Raw genomic sequence first — 17,069 nt, 5'->3', positions numbered from 1 at the left:
AACCTACCGGGCGAGCAGCCCGGTGTCCTTCAGGGTGTCCACCAGCCCCTGGGTGAACAGTTCGTACCCGGCGGCGTTGGCGTGGATGTTGTCCGAACGCAGCCTGGCGTCGGCCAGCACGCCCGACCAGCCCTTGCGGTGCAGGGGAATCCCCAGCTCCTTGGCGATGTCTTCGTACATCGCATGGTCACTCAACTGGCCCAGGGTGGCCAGGATCGTCAGCTCGGGTATCGCCACCAGCAGCACCTGCGCGCCGCCGGCCTTCGCGTCGGCGCAGATCCTGTGTACGTTGGTGCGCGTGGCGCTGGCGCTCTGGCGGCGCAGGAAGTCGTTGCCGCCGATGCTGACGATCACCAGCGCGGGCTGGTGCTTTTGCAGAAGCTCCGGCAGCCTTTGCATGGCCTGGGCCGAGGTGTCGCCCGAGACGCCACCGTTGATGATCTTCCACCCCGTCAGGCGCTGCAGCACGGCGGGGTAGGCAGTGTCGGCAGAAGCGCCCACGCCAGAGGTCAGCGAGTCGCCCAGCGCGAGCACGGTGGCCCCGGACGGGACGGTCTGCCCACGGCTTGGTTTGCGTCCACAAGCGGCCAGCGGTGCGATGCCGGCCGCCAGCAGGCCGGCGGCCAGCACGCGTCTGCGAACCAGGGCGTGGATGGCATTCACCGCAGTACCCCTAGCGCAAATGGCAGGCTCACCACCCCGAACAGGGTGGACAGCGTCACCAGCCCGGCCACGTAAGGGCCGTTGTAGCCCATGCGCGCGGCCAGCACGTAGCAGGTGCTGGCCGTGGGCAGGGCCGAGAAGGCCAGCAGCACGGTCGCCTGCACCGGGTTCAGTCCGAACAGGTGCGCCATGCCGAAGGCGATCACGGGCAGCACCAGATGGCGTATGGCCAGCACCGAGATGCTGAGCGCCTTGCCGCGCGTGAGCAGGCCGAACTGCATGCCTGCGCCCGCCGCCATCAGGCCCAGAGCCAGCGAGGCGGCACTGATGCGCGTGACGGTGGGCTCGATCCAGGTGGGGATCTGGAACCCGAGCAGGTTGGCCACCAGGCCCGAGAGCGTGGCCACGATCAGCGGGTTGCGCGCCAATTCGCGCACGAAGCCGTGCTCGCCCTGGCGTGCCATGGGCCACACGGCGGCCACGTTGAACAGCGGCACACACACGCCGATGAGTACGGCGATCATGAGCAGGCCCTGCGCGCCCGCCAGCCGCTCGGCAATCGCCAGGCCGATGAAGGAGTTGAAACGGAACGCGATCTGCGCGCTGGCCGCATGGTCGCGCAGGTCCAGCCGCTTGCCCAGCCAGGGCCAGTGCGGCATGCTGTAGGCCAGCGCAATGCCGGCAATGCCGGTGAGCATGCCGGCGGCGATCAGGCCCGAGGCGGCGCCGATGTCCACGGGGCTCTTGACGATGGACTGGAACAGCAGCACCGGGAACAGCAGGTAGTACACCAGGCTCTCGACCGGCTGCCACACGGCTCGGTTCAGGGCGGTGAACCGGCACACCAGATAACCGCACAGGATGAGGGAGAAATCGGGGAGCAGGAGCTGGGCGTAATTCACACTCCGAGGATAACGGAAGCGGTGGCGGCCTGCGGGTAAGCACCTATGTGGAATCCATAGGGAATCGGGAACCGCATTGCGCATACCATCGGCTGTTGTTTGTCATACCCCATGAAGGAGAAATCAATGCATCGTCGTCAATGGCTCGCGCTGACGCTGGTGGCTGCCGCAGGAACTGCCGCCGCCCAGGGATACCCCAACAAGGTCATCAAGCTGCAGGTGCCCTTTGCCCCCGGTGGCACCACCGACATCATTGCGCGCGTGATCGCCGACCCGCTGGGCAAGGCCCTGGGCCAGAGCGTGATCGTGGAGAACAAGGCCGGTGGCGGCGGCATCGTGGGCGCCAGTGAAACCGCGCGCTCGGCGCCCGATGGCTATACCCTGGGCGTGGCCACGGTGTCCACCACGGCCGCCAATCCGGCCATCAACCCCAAGACGCCGTACAACCCGCTGACCGACTTCACGCCCATCATCAACATCGCGGCCACGCCCAACATCATTGCGGTGCACCCGAGCTTTCCCGCCAAGGACTACAAGGCCTTCGTGGCCGAACTCAAGAAGTCGCCCGGCAAATACTCGTACTCGTCGTCCGGCACGGGCGGCATCGGCCACCTGCAGATGGAGCTGTACAAAAGCCTCTCGGGCACCTTCGTGACGCACATCCCCTACCGCGGCGCAGGCCCGGCGCTGAACGACACGGTGGCCGGCCAGGTACCGATGATCTTCGACAACCTGCCCTCGGCACTGCCCTTCATCAAGGAAAACCGCCTGGTGCCCATCGTGGTGGCTGCGCCCCAGCGTGTGGCAGCCCTGCCGAACGTGCCCACGTTCAAGGAGATGGGCCTGGAGCCTGTGAATCGCATGGCCTACTACGGCATCCTGGGGCCCAAGGGCCTGCCCAAGGACGTGGTGGACAAGGTCAACGCCGCCGTGCGCAAGGCCCTGGAAGACCCGGCCGTGAAGAAGCGCATCGAGGAAACCGGCTCCATCGTGATCGGCAACACGCCCGAGCAGTTCGCCGAGCAGATCAAGGCCGAATTCGGTGTCTACAAGGACGTGGTGGCCAAGCAGAAGCTGGCGCTGGAATAAGCGCGGCAGCACCGCCCCTTTGCAAAAAGCCGCCAGGCCTGGCCTGGCGGCTTTTTTACGTGCTATCGTTTTTGGATGCTCACCGCCAGCCTGAACGCGATCGATACCTTTGTGGACGCCCTGTGGCTGGAGGATGGCCTCTCGCGCAACACCCTGGCTGCCTACCGGCGCGACCTCACGCTGTATGTGCAGTGGCTGGCCGAGCACCACCCCGAAGTGGCCCTGGACGGCACGGCCGAGCCGCACCTGCAGGGCTACTTCGCGGCACGGCATGAAGAGACCCGCGCCACCTCGGCCAACCGGCGCCTGACGGTGCTGCGGCGCTACTTCCACTGGGCGCTGCGCGAGCGCCGCATCAGCGCCGACCCCACCGTGCGCCTGCAGGCAGCGCGCCAGCCCCTGCGCGTGCCCAAGACCCTGTCGCAGGCGCAGGTGGAGGCCTTGCTCACCGCGCCCGATCTGGGCAACCCCCTGGGCCTGCGCGACCGCACCATGCTGGAGCTGATGTACGCCAGCGGCCTGCGCGTGACCGAGCTGGTCACGCTCAAGACCTTCCAGCTGGGGCTCAATGAAGGCGTGTTGCGCGTCATGGGCAAGGGCAGCAAGGAGCGCCTGGTGCCTTTTGGCGAAGAGGCGCGCCAGTGGCTCGACCGCTACCTGGCCGAGGCGCGCGGCGCCATCCTCGCGGGCCAGCAGACCGACGACCTGTTCGTGACCCATCGCGGTGCCGGCATGACGCGCGTGATGTTCTGGGTCATTGTCAAGAAATGGGCGGCCGTGGCGGGCATCACCACGCCGCTGTCGCCGCACACGCTGCGCCATGCCTTTGCCACCCACCTGCTCAACCACGGTGCCGACCTGCGCGTGGTGCAGTTGCTGCTCGGGCATGCCGATATTTCCACCACCACCATCTACACCCACGTGGCGCGCGAGCGGCTCAAGGCCATCCACGCGCAGCACCACCCGCGGGGCTGAGCCCGGACCGAAATTTCAACAACAACGAGGAGACAACCATGAAAAAGCCCTTGATCACCCTGCTGCTGCTGGCCACTGCCGGCCTGGCCATGGCCCAGGTCTGGCCGGCTGCCAAACCCATTCGCCTGGTCGTGGGCTACCCGCCGGGGGGCGGCATCGACTTTGCCGCGCGCACCATCCAGACGCCGCTGCAGGAGGCCTTGAAGCAGCAGATCGTGGTGGACTACAAGCCCGGCGCCGGTGGCCTGCTGGCCGCCGGCGAGCTGGTGCGCGCGCAGCCCGATGGCTACACCATCCTGCTGGCCAACACGGGCCCCTTCGCCATCGCGCCCTACCTGCAGCGCAAGCTGCCCTACGACCCGCTCAAGCAGTTCACCTACATCGGCCAGATCAGCCAGGGCAGCTACATCGCCGTGACCTACCCGGCGCACCCCGCCAAGGACCTCAAGGAGTGGGTCACCTGGGCGCGGGCCAATGCCGGCAAGGTCAACTTCGCATCGGGCGGTGCGGGCACCTCCACCCACCTCAACGGCGAGCTCATGAACCAGGCCATCGGCATGGACATCACCCACGTGCCCTACAAGGGCAGTGCCCCGGCCCTGCAGGAACTGATCGGCGGGCAGACGCAACTGCTGATCGATGCCGGCACCGTGCTGCTGCCGCAGATCAAGGGTGGCAAGCTCAAGGCCCTGGCCGTCACCGGCGCGCAGCGCGACCCGCAGCTGCCCGATGTGCCCACGGTGCGCGAACTGGGCCTCTCCGCCATGGAGTCCGTGGGCTTCCAGGGCCTGGTGGGCCCGGCCGGCATGCCGCGCGAGGTGGTGGAAAAGCTTTCGGCCGAACTGGCCAAGGTGCTGGCCCAGCCGGAGATCCAGGCCAAGTTCGCGGCCGCCGGGGCCCAGGTACACCCGCTCGGCCCTGCGGAGTTCACGGCTTTCGTGAAGGGCGAAAATGACAAGTGGGCCAAACTGATACGCGAGCGCAAGCTCCAGGTGGATTGACAAGAAGGAACGCAATGGACATGGAAACCGAGATGGTCGACGGGCGCCGACGCGCTGCGCTGGCGATGGGGGCCTTCGGGGCTGCTGCCGTGCTGGCGCCACGCCTGGCGCTGGCGCAGGCAGCAGGCAACAACTGGCCCACGCGGCCGGTGCGCATCGTGGTGGCCTACCCGGCCGGCGGGGTCAGCGACGTGGTCGCTCGCCTGCTGGCCGACAAGCTCGCAGGCCCGCTGGGCCAGCCGGTGGTGATCGAGAACAAGGCCGGGGCCAGCGGCAGCATCGGCATGGATGCCGTGGCCAAGGCGACGGACGGCCACACCCTGGGCTTTGCTGCCATCAGCCCGCTGGCGCTGAACCCGCACTTGGGTGCATCGCCGTTCGACCCGGCCAAGGACATCGTGCCCGTGGCCACCGTGATGTACTCGCCGGTGCTGCTGCTGGGCACGCCGGCCAGCAGTGCGCGCGATTTCCGCGACCTGCTGGCCCAGGCCAAGGCGAAGCCGGGCAGCATCCGCTGGGCGACCTCGGGCCAAGCCTCGCTGGGCCACATCATGCTCGAGCAGGTCATGCACACCGCGGGCGTGCAGATGACGCACATCCCCTACAAGGGTGGCGGCCAGCAGATGAACGACGCGCTCAGCGGGCAGTTCGAGATCCTCTCCACCAACGCCGGACCGGCCGTGCTGCAGCACATCAAGGCCGGCAAGCTCAAGGCCCTGGCCGTGGGTGCCCCGGACCGGCTCGATACCCTGCCCGAGGTGCCCACCCTGGCCGAGCTGGGCCAGGGCGCGGCCAACCTGTCCTCGCTGTTCGGCGTGTTCGCGCCGGCAGCCATGCCGGCCGCCGTGGTGGCGCGGCTCAATGCCGAGATCAACAAGGTGCTGGCCCTGCCCGATGTGCGCGCCAAGCTCGACGCCTCCGACAACGTGCCCCTGGGCGGTACGGCGACCGATTTCGGCAAGCGCATTGCCGCCGAATCCGAGGCCAACCTGCGCATCATCCGCGCGGCGGGCATCAAGGGGCAGTGAGGGGCTGAATGACAAAGGGGAGCCGAGGCTCCCCTTTTTGTGTGTTCCGCGCAGGCTCAGTCAGCGTTCAGGCTTTCTGCCCAGGTCAGCGCCTGCAGGTGGGCCCAGTTGACCTGGCGGTTGGACAGGTGCAGGGCCTCTGCCGTGCGCGCAAACACCACTTCGTCGCCGCTCTCGCAGGCCTTGGTCAGCTCCAGGAAGGGGGCGAACACGCCGGTGTTGTGCAGCAGCGCGTCGGTCACGGGCTGGGGCAGGGCCACGGATTCGAGGGCCTTCTCGATGGGCACGTTGAGCATGGTGTCCAGCAGCGAGAACACGCCCACCACGAAGGCGTTGTCGCACTCTTCGGGCGGCAGCAGTTCGGTGGCCAGCAGCTCCATCAGGCGGCCGCGCACCACGGCGGTCTGGCCCACGGCCGGCGGCGAGCCATCGGCGCGCGAGGTGGTCATGAGCAGGGCGGCCCAGCGGAACAGCTTCTTGAGGCCCAGGATCATCACCGCATGGCGGAACGAAGTGATTTCGCACGACAGGCCGAAGCCCGAGGAATTGATGAAGCGCAGCAGGTTGAAGGACAGCGTGGGGTCCTTCTTGAGCAGGTCTTCGATCTCGGCCGTGCTGGCCTGTTTGCGCACCAGGTTGATGAGCTGGATGATGGTGGCCTGCGAGGGCCGGATGGTCGTGGCCTTGACCAGCGAGGGCTTGGCGAACCAGAAGCCCTGGAACAGCTTCACGCCCAGGTCGAGCATCATCTTGAACTGCTCGGGCGTCTCCACCTTTTCGGCCACCAGCGTGGCCTTGGCGTAGTTGCCGGCAAACTTGACCAGGGGCCCTGCCAGCTCGGGCTTGAAGGCCTGCATGTCGAGCTTGATGTAGGCGGCCAGCGGCATCCAGTTGGCATAGGCCCGGCGCAGGGCATGCTGGTTGAACGCCAGGCGAAAGCCGCGGGCGCGCAGCGATTCGAGCACGGGCACGCGGCCGTCGATCTCTTCCTGGGTGGCGCTGTCGGGCAGCGGGGGCACTTCGAGCACCACCTTCTCGGGATGGATCAGCTCCAGGTGGCCGCCGGCCAGGCTGTCGTGCGTGCAGTTGATGAAGACGGTCTTCTTGCCCACCAGGGCTTCGGTGCCCGCATAGGACAGCGCGTTGAACAGCAGCGCGGCATCGCTGGCCGCCGTGTGCGAGGCACTGGCCGTGGAGCGGTCGAACAGCTCGTAGCCATACACCGCGCGGTGCTGGTCCACGATGGGCTGGCGCGCAATGATGGCCAGGTTGCTGTCTTCGACGTTCTCCTGGGTCGGGTCGACTTCGGAGGCGGCTTGTTCAGGGGTGGTCGACATGGGCGCTTGGATAGGGATAGGCAATGGGGGCTACTGGTTGGATTCTAGACCCGCTCCCGCAATCCTTCTGTATGCAAATTGCACGCCATGCCCCAATGGGGGTCAATCCTCTGTCAGTTGGTCGGCCCAGGCGAGGGCCTGCAGGTGGGCCAGGTTGATCTGCTGGCTGGACAGGTGCAGGGTGCCGGCGGCGCGGTGGAATATGGCGTCGTCGCTGGATTCGCAGGCCTCGGCCAGGTTCAGCAGGTCACCGAGGAAGCCCTCGCGGCGCAGCAGGGCCGCTGCAGAGGCCTCGGGCACGTTGAGCAGGCCGATGGCCGACTCCATGGGGATGGAAAGCATCACGTCCAGCAGCGAGAAGATGCCCACGACGAAGGCCTGGTCGGCCTCGTCGGGCGGCAAGGTCTCCAGCGCCAGCAGCTCCATCAGGCGCCCACGCACCACGGCGGTCTGGCCCACGGACGAGGGTGCGCCGCTGGTGCGCGAGGCCGTGAGCAGCAGGGCCGCCCAGCGGAACAGCTTTTTCAGGCCCATGAGCATCACGGCCTGGCGGAAGGAGGTGATCTCGCGGTTCATGCCGAACCCGGCCGAATTGATCAGGCGCATGAGGTTGAAGGCCAGGCCCGCATCCTTCTTGAGCACTTCCTCGATGTCGTCGGTGCTGGCCTGCTGGCGCACCAGGTTGATCAGCTGGATGATGCTGCTTTGTGCCGGCGTGAGCAGCTTGGCCTCGACCAGGGCCGGCCGCGCGAACCAGTAGCCCTGGAACAGCTGCACCCCCTGGGTGGAGACCATGTCGTACTGCTGGGCGGTTTCCACCTTTTCGGCGATGAGTTCGGCCTGGGAGTGGCGCCCGGCATAGCTGATCAGCACCGCCAACTGGTCGACCGCCAGCACCGACAGGTCGAGCTTGATGTAGTCGGCCAGCGGCAGCCAGGGCGCATAGGTGGACTGCAGCACCGTGTGGTTGAACGCCAGGTGAAAGCCGCGGTCGCGCAGGCCGGTGAGGATCGGCAGGCGTGCCTGCACCTCGTCGGCGGCCGCGTGGCCCAGGGGCGGGATCTCCAGCACCACCTTGTCGGGGTCCAGCAGTTCCAGGTGGCCGCCCGAGAGGCTTTCGTGCGTGCAGTTCACGAAGATCAGCTTCTTGCCCACGAGCTCTTCGGTGCCCGCATGCGAGAGGGCGTTGAAGATCAGGATCACGTCGCTGGCCGCCGTGTGGGAGGCCTCGGTGCGCGAGCGGTTGAACAGCTCATAGCCGACCACGATCTGCTGGCCATTGACGATGGCCTGGCGCGCGATCATTGCCACGGAAGACTGGCCAGGTGCGAAGCTGGCGGGGTAGGTGGTTCCATTGGCAGGGTGGGAGGGCATGGATCGTGGAGGCGTTGGCGGAACATGGTGGGGCGAGGGGCGCGAGGCATTGTAGGGAAGTTCGGGTGTCCGAGCAGTCCGCTCAGCCCTGCTGGAGCCATTGGAGCTCCGCATCGGTGAAGCCCGCAGCGCGGCGGGCCGCATCGTTGAACGGCGGCTTCAGGCGTGGTGCCTCGTACTGGCGCGCCAACACGCCGTAGTGTGTTTCGGGCTCCAGCCCATGGCGCGTACACAGCCAGCGGTACCAGTGGTTGCCGATGGCCACGTGGCCGACCTCGTCGCGCAGGATGATCTCCAGGATGTCCACGGCGGCCAGCGCATCGGGCGTGCCCACCTGGCGCAGCTTGCGCTGGATCTGCGGGGTGGCATCCAGGCCGCGCGCCTCCATCGTGCGCGGCACCAGGGCCATGCGCGCCAGGACGTCGTCCTGCGTCTTCTCGCACATGGTCCACTGGCCCTGGTGGGCCGGGAAGTCGCCATAGTCATGGCCGTGCGTGCGCAGGTGTTCGCGCAGCAGGTTGAAATGGGTGGCCTCTTCGGCCGCCACGCGCAGCCAGTCCAGGTAGTAGGCGCCGGGCATGCCGTCGAAGCGCCAGATGGCGTCGAGCGCCAGGTTGATGGCGTTGAACTCGATGTGGGCGATGGCGTGCAGCAAAATGGCCCGGCCTTCGGGCGTGGCGGGGGAGCGGCGCGCCAGCTCGGTATGCCGCAGCAGCACCGGGCGCTCCGGGCGGCCGGGCAGAACGCCAGGGTCCGCAGGGCCTTCAGGGGCTTTGTCTGCTATTGAAAGCCGAGCGGCCTGCGCATGCAGGCTCAGCGACTGCGCCGCTTTTTGTTCGGGGTCTGCAAGGCACAAGACCTGCAATGCACGTTGGCGAAGCTCCATCCTTACAATTCTAGGCCCTGCCATCTGGAACGCTGCAAACGCTTTGTAACCATTGGCAGGCCCCGATGCGTGCATTATTTTTCTGTCTGGAGTCTGCGGTATGGCGATTTACGAACTCGATGGTGCGATTCCCCAGCTGGCCGCTTCGGCCTGGGTGGCGGACAGCGCCCAGGTCATGGGCAACGTGGTGCTGGGCGAGGACGCGAGCGTCTGGTTCGGCACCGTGGTGCGCGGCGACACGGAAAGCATCACCATCGGCGCCGGCTCCAACATCCAGGATGCCAGCGTGCTGCATGCCGACATCGGCAAGCCGCTGGTGGTGGGCGAGCGCGTGACCGTGGGCCACCAGGTCATGCTGCACGGCTGCACCATCGGCGACGAGTCGCTGATCGGCATCGGGGCCATCGTGCTCAACGGCGCGAAGATCGGCAAGCACTGCCTGGTGGGTGCCGGCGCGCTGGTGACCGAGGGCAAGGAGTTTCCCGATGGTTCCATGATCATCGGCAGCCCCGCCAAGGCGGTGCGCGAACTGACCCCCGAGCAGATCGAGGGCCTGCGCCAGAGCGCGCAGCACTACATCGATAATGCGCGCCGCTTCCAGAGCGGCCTGCACCGGATCGGCTGATGCGGATTGGCCTTCAACCGTATAACGTCGTTGGGGACCCTTGCCGTGCTACAGCACTGTCTGCGGCTCCCCGCCTGGTTATCCGATTGAATGCCAATCCGCATGGGAGCACATCTCCACCGATCCTTGTATTTACCTGGAACCCTGCTTAGTGTCTGAACTCCACAAATTCCTCTTCGATGGCCTGCCCGTGCGCGGCATGCTGGTGCGCCTGACCGACGCCTGGACCGACATCCTGCGCCGGCGCGCCGGCAACTCGGCCACCGGCGCCTATGCCGCCCCCGTCACCGAACTGCTCGGTGAGATGGCGGCCGCCGGCGTGCTGATGCAGTCGAACATCAAGTTCAATGGCGCGCTGATCCTGCAGGTGTTTGGCGACGGGCCGGTGAAGCTGGCCGTGGCCGAGGTGCAGTCCGACCTCTCCCTGCGCGCCACCGCCACCGTCACCGGCGAGGTGCCGGCCGACGCCCGCCTGAGCCAGATGGTGAACGTGGGCGGCGGCGGGCGCTGCGCCATCACGCTCGACCCCAAGAACCGCCACCCCGGCCAGCAGCCCTACCAGGGCGTGGTGCCGCTGCACGGCGACCACCACGAAAAGCTCGACCGGCTGTCGGACGTGCTGCAGCACTACATGCTGCAGTCCGAGCAGCTCGACACCGTGCTGGTGCTGGGCGCCAGCGACACGGTGGCCGCAGGCCTCCTGATCCAGCGCATGCCCATCAAGGGCGAGGGCAACCTGGCCGCCGGTCTCACGCACCGCGAGAACGAAGACCAGATCGGCCACAACGAAGACTACAACCGCATTGCCCACCTGGCCGCCAGCCTGACCCGTGAGGAACTGCTGAGCCTGGATGTGGACACCATCCTGCGCCGCCTGTTTTGGGAGGAAAAACTGGTGCGCTTTACGCCCCAGCAGGGCGAGACGGGCCCGCGCTTTGCATGCACCTGCAGCCGCGAACGCGTGAGCGCCATGCTGCGCAACCTGGGCGCAGAGGAGGCCGAGAGCATCCTGGCCGAGCGCGGCGAGATCGAGGTGGGCTGCGAGTTTTGTGGCCAGCAGTACCGCTTCGATGCGGTGGATGCGGCGCAGATCTTCGTGGAGCCGGCCATCATCCAGCCGCCAGCGCCCACGGGCATGCAATAGCGGCGACGGCCGCCACACAGGATGCGGCTGGGCATCTGACCATCGTTGACAATCGCCGCCGGCACGTGAAGCGCGGCGGGTCTACCATCAAGGCCTGTTACAAAGGGCTGTCATGGGGTTTCTGAGTCGCGTCATGGGCATGGGTGCCCGCCACAGGGGAGTGCCACCACTGGCGCTGTACGAGAGCTCGCTCGCACAGGACTCCCGGCGTGCCGACACGGTGCTGGCCGTGCTCGACCTGGACGCTGCCATCAATGCCCATGAGCGCTGGAAAGAGCGGCTGATGGACTACCTCGAAGGCCGCTCCTCCAAGGGGCTGGACCCGGCCATGGTGCGCCGCACCGACCAGGACGCCCTGGGCCGCTGGCTGCACGGCGTGGGTGCCGAGCTGCTGGGTGACCGCCCGGCCTTTACCTTGCTGGTGGCGCGCCACCAGTACTTCCACGAACAGGCCGCCACCATCGTCGAGCTGGCGCAGCAAGGCGAATGGCCGCGCGTGGTGCAGGTGCTCAATGGCGGCTACCGCCACGGCTCCAGCCAGGTGGTGCTGTTGCTCAAGGAGCTCAAACGCGGGCTGGCGCAGGAGGCCGGGTCAGCGCAGTGAACAGCCGGTGTTCGCACACCGGGTCGCTGCATTTTTCACACCCATAGGCACGCAGACGGGCCGCGCGGGATGCGCTGGCGTCGTCCATGGCGCTGTTTGCCGGCACGCCCAGCACCGGCCCCAGCGCTCGCAGGGCGCTGGCCAGGCGCGCCGGCCCCGTGCCATACACCACCCGGTAGCCGATGGCTGCCGCATCGAGCGCCGTGCGCAGCCGCGCGTCGGCCGCCCGTTGCATGGGCTGCTGGTCTTGCGGGCAGGGCAGGTCCAGCCCCATGAGCAGTGCCATGGAGGCGGCCCGGTCCAGGTCCGCCGCGGCGGTGAAGTCCGCCAGCACGGTCAGCGTGACGGGCGCAGGGGCGGTGGCCAGGTGCGCCGCCAAGGCGTCGGCCAGCGCCTGTGCGCCAGTGCCGGGCGCACCCAGCAGCACGATCTTCGAAGGCACGGGAGCGGTCTGAGAAGGGGGGCGCCGCTCAGCGCGGCGTGAACTGCACGTAGATTTCGTTGGGCCGCACCATGCCCAGTTCGCTGCGCGCCTTTTCCTCGACCATGTCCAGGCCCTCCTTGAGGTCATGCACCTCGGAGGTCAGGCGCTCGTTGGCCTGCTGGGCCTGGGCGTTGGCGGTTTTCTGCACGTCGATCTGGCGCTGCATGGCGTTCACGCGCGGCAGGCTGCCGCGCCCCAGCCAGAGCTGGGCATGCACGGCCGCCAGCAGGGCCAGCAGCACAACGGGAACAAGGCGGTTGACCATGCTTTAGCTTACCAGCCAGGCGCCCGGGGCCGCAGCGCCGCCCCGGCCGGGGCGGGCGGCGCGCAACGGGGCTGGCGGCCGGGCCGGCATGCGGGCAGGGATCAGCGCAGGTTGTAGAAGGCAGCGCGGCCGGGGTAGTGCGCGATGTCGCCCAGGTCTTCCTCGATGCGCAGCAACTGGTTGTACTTGGCGATGCGGTCCGAACGCGACAGCGAGCCGGTCTTGATCTGGCCGGCATTGGTACCCACGGCGATGTCGGCAATGGTGCTGTCTTCGGTTTCGCCCGAGCGGTGCGAGATCACGGCGGTGTAGCCGGCGCGCTTGGCCATCTCGATGGCGGCGAAGGTCTCGGTCAGCGTGCCGATCTGGTTGATCTTGATCAGGATCGAGTTGGCGATCTGCTTGTCGATGCCTTCCTTGAGGATCTTGGTGTTGGTCACGAACAGGTCGTCGCCCACCAGTTGCACGTTCTTGCCCAGGCGCTCGGTCAGGATCTTCCAGCCGTCCCAGTCGCCCTCGTGCATGCCGTCTTCGATGCTGATGATCGGGTACTTGTCGCACCACGAGGCCAGCATGTCGGTCCATTGCGTGGCCGTGAGCTTCAGGCCGCCTTCGCCTTCGAGCACGTAGTGGCCGTCCTTGTAGAACTCGCTGGCCGCGCAATCGAGGCCCAGGGCGATCTGCTCGCCCGCCGTGTAGCCGGCGGCTTCGATGGCCTGCAGGATCAGCACGATGGCCGCTTCATGGTTCTCGACGCTGGGGGCAAAGCCGCCTTCGTCGCCCACGGCGGTGCTGATACCCTTGTCGTGCAGGATCTTCTTCAAGGCGTGGAACACCTCGGCGCCCCAGCGCAGGGCTTCGCGGAAGGTGGGGGCGCCCACGGGGATGATCATGAACTCCTGCAGGTCCAGGCTGTTGTTGGCATGCGCGCCGCCATTGATCACGTTCATCATGGGCACGGGCAGCTGCATGCTGCCCATGCCGCCCAGGTAGCGGTACAGCGGCAGGCCGGACTCTTCGGCTGCGGCGCGGGCCACGGCCATCGAGACGGCCAGCATGGCGTTGGCGCCCAGGCGGCCCTTGTTGTCGGTGCCGTCCAGGTCGATCAAGGTCTTGTCCAGGAAGGCCTGCTCGGAGGCATCCAGGCCCAGCACGGCCTCGGAGATCTCGGTGTTGATGTGCTCCACCGCCTTGAGCACGCCCTTGCCCAGGTAGCGGCTCTTGTCGCCGTCGCGCAGCTCGATGGCTTCGCGGCTGCCGGTGGAGGCGCCCGAGGGAACGGCCGCACGGCCCATCACGCCCGACTCCAGCAGCACGTCGCATTCGACGGTGGGGTTGCCGCGGCTGTCCAGCACTTCGCGGCCTACGATGTCAACAATGGCACTCATGATCTTCCTTGAGGGTTTTTGAAATTCATCCGGACGGGCAGGGAGGAGGGGCAAACCACCTGCGGTGCCTGGCGCCGCCGCGCGTCGGTCGCGATTCTATGCTACCGATTTGATAGTGTTCTGGGCAGGTGCGGTACGTACCGGGTACGTATTGCGGCCTGCGGTGGCTATACGCCTTCTACGCAGACCATGCGCATGATGGCTGCGCCTTCACGCGCTGCCTTGGCCTTCTGGTACTCGGGCGTGTCGTAAAAAGCGCGGGCCGCTTCGAAGCTCGGGAACTTGAGGATCACGGTGCGGCCGGGGTTCCAGTCGCCTTCCAGCACCTCGACCTTGCCGCCGCGCACGCACACTTCGGCGCCATGGGCCTGCATGGCGATGGTGCTCCACTTGCGGTACTCCTCGTACTGCGTGGGGTTGGTGACGGTGACCGATGCGATGACGTAACCACTGCTCATGTCTTCAGGCTCCAAAGTTGTTTTCGAGGAATCCGTTCTTCTTGGTGATGCCGTCCAGCGCCACCAGTGTCTCCAGCAGCGCCTTCATGTGCTTGAGCGGCACGGCGTTGGGTCCGTCGGACAGGGCGTTGGCCGGGTCCGGGTGGGTTTCCATGAACAGGCCGGCCACACCCACGGCCACGGCCGCGCGTGCCAGCACCGGCACCATCTCGCGCTGGCCGCCGCTGCTGGTGCCGTTGCCTCCGGGCAACTGCACCGAATGCGTGGCGTCGAACACCACGGGGGCATGGGTCTCGCGCATGATGGACAGGCTGCGCATGTCCGACACCAGGTTGTTGTAGCCGAAGCTCGCACCGCGTTCGCAGGCCATGAAGCTGTCCTCAGGCAGGCCGGCTTCCTTGGCGGCAGCGCGGGCCTTGTCGATCACGTTCTTCATGTCGTGCGGCGCAAGGAACTGGCCCTTCTTGATGTTCACCGGCTTGCCCGACTGCGCCACGGCGCGGATGAAGTCGGTCTGGCGGCACAGGAAGGCGGGCGTCTGCAGCACGTCGACCACCTTGGCGGCCTCGGTGATGTCGTCTTCGGTGTGTACGTCGGTGAGCACCGGCACACCCAGGTCCTTGCGGATCTTGGCCAGGATTTCCAGGCCCTTCTCGCGGCCCGGGCCGCGAAAGCTCGTGCCCGAGGAGCGGTTGGCCTTGTCGAAGCTGCTCTTGAAGATGAACGGAATGCCCAGGGCACCCGTGATCTCCTTGAGCTGCCCGGCCACGTCCATCTGCAGTTGCTCGGACTCGATCACGCAGGGGCCTGCGATGAGGAAGAAGCGGTGTGTGAGGCCGACGTCGAAGCCGCAGAGTTTCATGGCAGGGTCTCTTCTTTTTGAGGGTTGCTGGCGCCGGTGATCAAGCCGCCTTGGCGGGCTGCTGTTGCAGGCCCTTCTGGTGTTCCACCGCCGCCTTGATGAAGGCGTTGAACAGCGGGTGGCCGTTCCAGGGCGTGGACTTGAACTCGGGGTGGAACTGCACGCCGATGAACCAGGGGTGTACGCTCTTGGGCAGCTCGACGATCTCGGTGAGCTGCTCGCGCTGCGTCAGTGCCGAGATCACCAGGCCCGCCTTGCGCAACTGGTCCAGGTAGTTCACGTTGGCTTCGTAGCGGTGGCGGTGGCGCTCGGTCACGATGTTGCCGTAGATCTCGTGCGCCAGGGTGCCGGCCGAGACGTCCGAGCTCTGCGCGCCCAGGCGCATGGTGCCGCCCAGGTCGGAGTTCTCGTCGCGCTGCTTGATGGTGCCGTCGGCGTCCTTCCACTCGGTGATCAAAGCGATCACGGGGTGGGGCGTGGCGGGCTCGAACTCGGTGCTGTTGGCGTCCTTGAGGCCGGCCACATGGCGCGCATACTCGATGGTCGCGACCTGCATCCCCAGGCAGATGCCCAGGTAGGGCACCTGCTGCTCGCGGGCAAAGCGGGCGGTGCTGATCTTGCCCTCTACGCCGCGTGCGCCAAAGCCGCCGGGCACCAGGATGGCGTCGTACTTGGCCAGCTTCTCGGCCGCGTCGGCGGCGTTGATGGTCTCGGAGTCCACGTGCTCGATCTTCACGCGCACATGGTTCTTCATGCCGGCGTGGCGCAAGGCCTCGTTCACCGACTTGTAGCTGTCCGACAGGTCCACGTACTTGCCGACCATGGCGATGGTGACCTCGCCCTGCGGGTGCTCGGTCTCGTACACCAGTTGGTCCCAGCGCTTCAAGCTCGTGGGGGGCGTGTTCAGACGCAGCTTGTCGCAGATCAGGCCGTCCAGGCCCTGCTCGTGCAGCATGCGCGGCACCTTGTAGATGGTGTCCACGTCCCACATGCTGATCACGCCCCACTCGGGCACGTTGGTGAACAGCGAGATCTTGGCGCGCTCGTCCTCGGGCATGCGGCGGTCAGCGCGGCACAGCAGCGCGTCGGGCTGGATACCGATCTTGCGCAGCTCCTGCACGGTGTGCTGGGTCGGCTTGGTCTTGAGCTCGCCGGCCGCGGCGATCCACGGCACGTAGGTCAGATGCACGAAGGCGGCGTTGTTCGGGCCGAGCTTGAGGCTCAGCTGGCGCACGGCCTCCAGGAAGGGCAGCGACTCGATGTCGCCCACGGTGCCGCCGACTTCCACGATGGCCACGTCCACGGCATCATCGGTGCCGACGCCGGCGCCGCGCTTGATGTACTCCTGGATTTCGTTGGTGACGTGCGGAATCACCTGCACCGTCTTGCCCAGGTAGTCGCCCCTGCGCTCCTTTTCCAGCACGCTCTGGTAGATGCGGCCGGTCGTGAAGTTGTTGGTCTTTTTCATGCGCGTTTCAATGAAACGCTCATAGTGACCCAGGTCGAGATCGGTTTCGGCGCCATCGTCCGTGACGAACACTTCGCCATGCTGGAACGGTGACATGGTGCCCGGATCCACGTTGATGTACGGGTCGAGCTTGATGAGGGTGACTTTGAGGCCCCGCGATTCGAGGATCGCGGCAAGGGAGGCTGAGGCGATTCCCTTGCCCAGGGAAGACACCACACCGCCGGTGACGAAGACAAATTTGGTCATGTCTTTTTTGGTGGTGGGAAATTGGGATTATAGATGGCCGCCCGGCACCGGGCCTGCCAAGGTCTTTTGACGCCATGCACCGGCAGGCCAGGAGGCTGTCGGACTTGGAAATCGTCGGCTGCAAATCGGCCGCAGCGGTCCATTTTTCACCGCCTTTTTGCCTCATAGCCTGGCTATGGGGCTGCAAATCCGGCAAAAACTGTCCTCGCTGGGGCCGATTTTCGCTTTCGACGCTCCAATTCCGACAGCCTCCTAGCCGTCTGCTAAATT

General features: G+C 66.6%; 18 protein-coding genes. 7 read left to right on the top strand and 11 right to left on the bottom strand.

Annotation, left to right across the window (positions count from 1 at the left end):
• Positions 1 to 3 precede the first annotated feature (3 nt).
• Both AC0IZS_RS00835 and AC0IZS_RS00830 read right to left on the bottom strand, forming a co-directional pair.
• On the bottom strand, positions 4 to 654 hold the full coding sequence (locus tag AC0IZS_RS00835; protein WP_471639450.1) for a GDSL-type esterase/lipase family protein: 651 nt from the start codon (positions 652 to 654) through the stop codon (positions 4 to 6).
• Between the two features lie 5 nt (positions 655 to 659).
• On the bottom strand, positions 660 to 1,565 hold the full coding sequence (locus AC0IZS_RS00830; RefSeq protein WP_471633911.1) for an AEC family transporter: 906 nt from the start codon (positions 1,563 to 1,565) through the stop codon (positions 660 to 662).
• Between the two features lie 126 nt (positions 1,566 to 1,691).
• Here AC0IZS_RS00830 and AC0IZS_RS00825 point away from each other — a divergent pair, with 126 nt between their 5' ends.
• The 4 genes from AC0IZS_RS00825 to AC0IZS_RS00810 all read left to right on the top strand — a co-directional run bounded on the left by AC0IZS_RS00825 (position 1,692) and on the right by AC0IZS_RS00810 (position 5,658).
• Positions 1,692 to 2,654 (top strand): tripartite tricarboxylate transporter substrate binding protein BugE, encoded by a 963-nt coding sequence (locus AC0IZS_RS00825; RefSeq protein WP_471633910.1) that lies wholly within the window; start codon positions 1,692 to 1,694, stop codon positions 2,652 to 2,654.
• Between the two features lie 75 nt (positions 2,655 to 2,729).
• Positions 2,730 to 3,629 carry a site-specific tyrosine recombinase XerD gene (gene xerD, locus AC0IZS_RS00820; protein ID WP_471633909.1) on the top strand — a complete coding sequence of 300 codons (900 nt, stop codon included), beginning with the start codon at positions 2,730 to 2,732 and terminating at the stop codon, positions 3,627 to 3,629.
• 38 nt (positions 3,630 to 3,667) lie between these two features.
• Entirely contained in the window at positions 3,668 to 4,630 is a 963-nt protein-coding gene (locus tag AC0IZS_RS00815) for a Bug family tripartite tricarboxylate transporter substrate binding protein (protein ID WP_471633908.1), read from the top strand.
• A gap of 32 nt (positions 4,631 to 4,662) precedes the next feature.
• Positions 4,663 to 5,658, top strand: a complete 996-nt coding sequence (locus AC0IZS_RS00810; RefSeq protein ID WP_471639449.1) for a Bug family tripartite tricarboxylate transporter substrate binding protein — start codon at positions 4,663 to 4,665, stop codon at positions 5,656 to 5,658.
• A 56-nt stretch (positions 5,659 to 5,714) separates the two neighbouring features.
• Here AC0IZS_RS00810 and AC0IZS_RS00805 read toward each other — a convergent pair whose 3' ends face one another.
• The 3 genes from AC0IZS_RS00805 to AC0IZS_RS00795 form a co-directional block, all read right to left on the bottom strand.
• The gene (locus AC0IZS_RS00805; protein WP_471633907.1) at positions 5,715 to 6,995 is read right to left on the bottom strand and encodes an EAL and HDOD domain-containing protein; all 1,281 of its coding nucleotides are present in this window, start codon (positions 6,993 to 6,995) and stop codon (positions 5,715 to 5,717) included.
• A 102-nt stretch (positions 6,996 to 7,097) separates the two neighbouring features.
• Positions 7,098 to 8,369 (bottom strand): EAL and HDOD domain-containing protein, encoded by a 1,272-nt coding sequence (locus AC0IZS_RS00800; RefSeq protein ID WP_471633906.1) that lies wholly within the window; start codon positions 8,367 to 8,369, stop codon positions 7,098 to 7,100.
• Between the two features lie 82 nt (positions 8,370 to 8,451).
• Positions 8,452 to 9,255, bottom strand: a complete 804-nt coding sequence (locus AC0IZS_RS00795) for a ferritin-like domain-containing protein (RefSeq protein ID WP_471633905.1) — start codon at positions 9,253 to 9,255, stop codon at positions 8,452 to 8,454.
• Between the two features lie 100 nt (positions 9,256 to 9,355).
• Between AC0IZS_RS00795 and AC0IZS_RS00790 the strand changes: the two genes are divergently transcribed.
• The 3 genes from AC0IZS_RS00790 to AC0IZS_RS00780 all read left to right on the top strand — a co-directional run bounded on the left by AC0IZS_RS00790 (position 9,356) and on the right by AC0IZS_RS00780 (position 11,628).
• Positions 9,356 to 9,880, top strand: a complete 525-nt coding sequence (locus AC0IZS_RS00790) for a gamma carbonic anhydrase family protein (RefSeq protein WP_471633904.1) — start codon at positions 9,356 to 9,358, stop codon at positions 9,878 to 9,880.
• 151 nt (positions 9,881 to 10,031) lie between these two features.
• Complete coding sequence (hslO, locus tag AC0IZS_RS00785) at positions 10,032 to 11,024, top strand: Hsp33 family molecular chaperone HslO (protein ID WP_471633903.1); 993 nt, start codon at positions 10,032 to 10,034, stop codon at positions 11,022 to 11,024.
• 112 nt (positions 11,025 to 11,136) lie between these two features.
• A complete protein-coding gene (locus AC0IZS_RS00780) occupies positions 11,137 to 11,628 on the top strand; it encodes a CZB domain-containing protein (protein ID WP_471633902.1) in 492 nt (163 codons plus the stop codon).
• Here AC0IZS_RS00780 and AC0IZS_RS00775 read toward each other — a convergent pair.
• From AC0IZS_RS00775 to AC0IZS_RS00750, 6 genes are all read right to left on the bottom strand, one after another.
• Entirely contained in the window at positions 11,588 to 12,070 is a 483-nt protein-coding gene (locus AC0IZS_RS00775) for a hypothetical protein (protein ID WP_471633901.1), read from the bottom strand. The two genes, AC0IZS_RS00780 and AC0IZS_RS00775, sit on opposite strands and share 41 nt — an antisense overlap.
• A 28-nt stretch (positions 12,071 to 12,098) precedes the next feature.
• Positions 12,099 to 12,377, bottom strand: coding sequence for a septum formation initiator family protein (locus AC0IZS_RS00770; protein WP_471633900.1), 279 nt, complete (start codon positions 12,375 to 12,377; stop codon positions 12,099 to 12,101).
• Between the two features lie 101 nt (positions 12,378 to 12,478).
• The gene (eno, locus tag AC0IZS_RS00765) at positions 12,479 to 13,765 is read right to left on the bottom strand and encodes a phosphopyruvate hydratase (protein WP_305745761.1); all 1,287 of its coding nucleotides are present in this window, start codon (positions 13,763 to 13,765) and stop codon (positions 12,479 to 12,481) included.
• Positions 13,766 to 13,932: 167 nt separating this feature from the next.
• Positions 13,933 to 14,223 carry a DUF1330 domain-containing protein gene (locus tag AC0IZS_RS00760; protein ID WP_007859228.1) on the bottom strand — a complete coding sequence of 97 codons (291 nt, stop codon included), beginning with the start codon at positions 14,221 to 14,223 and terminating at the stop codon, positions 13,933 to 13,935.
• Between the two features lie 4 nt (positions 14,224 to 14,227).
• The gene (gene kdsA, locus AC0IZS_RS00755) at positions 14,228 to 15,085 is read right to left on the bottom strand and encodes a 3-deoxy-8-phosphooctulonate synthase (protein WP_471633899.1); all 858 of its coding nucleotides are present in this window, start codon (positions 15,083 to 15,085) and stop codon (positions 14,228 to 14,230) included.
• A 40-nt stretch (positions 15,086 to 15,125) separates the two neighbouring features.
• Entirely contained in the window at positions 15,126 to 16,799 is a 1,674-nt protein-coding gene (locus AC0IZS_RS00750; protein ID WP_471633898.1) for a CTP synthase, read from the bottom strand.
• Between the last annotated feature and the right edge of the window lie 270 nt (positions 16,800 to 17,069).

It is taken from the genome of Acidovorax sp. AC410 (genome assembly GCF_979253235.1).
The sequence above is the reverse complement of the archived record's forward strand: the minus strand, read 5'-3'. Positions and strand labels throughout refer to the sequence as shown.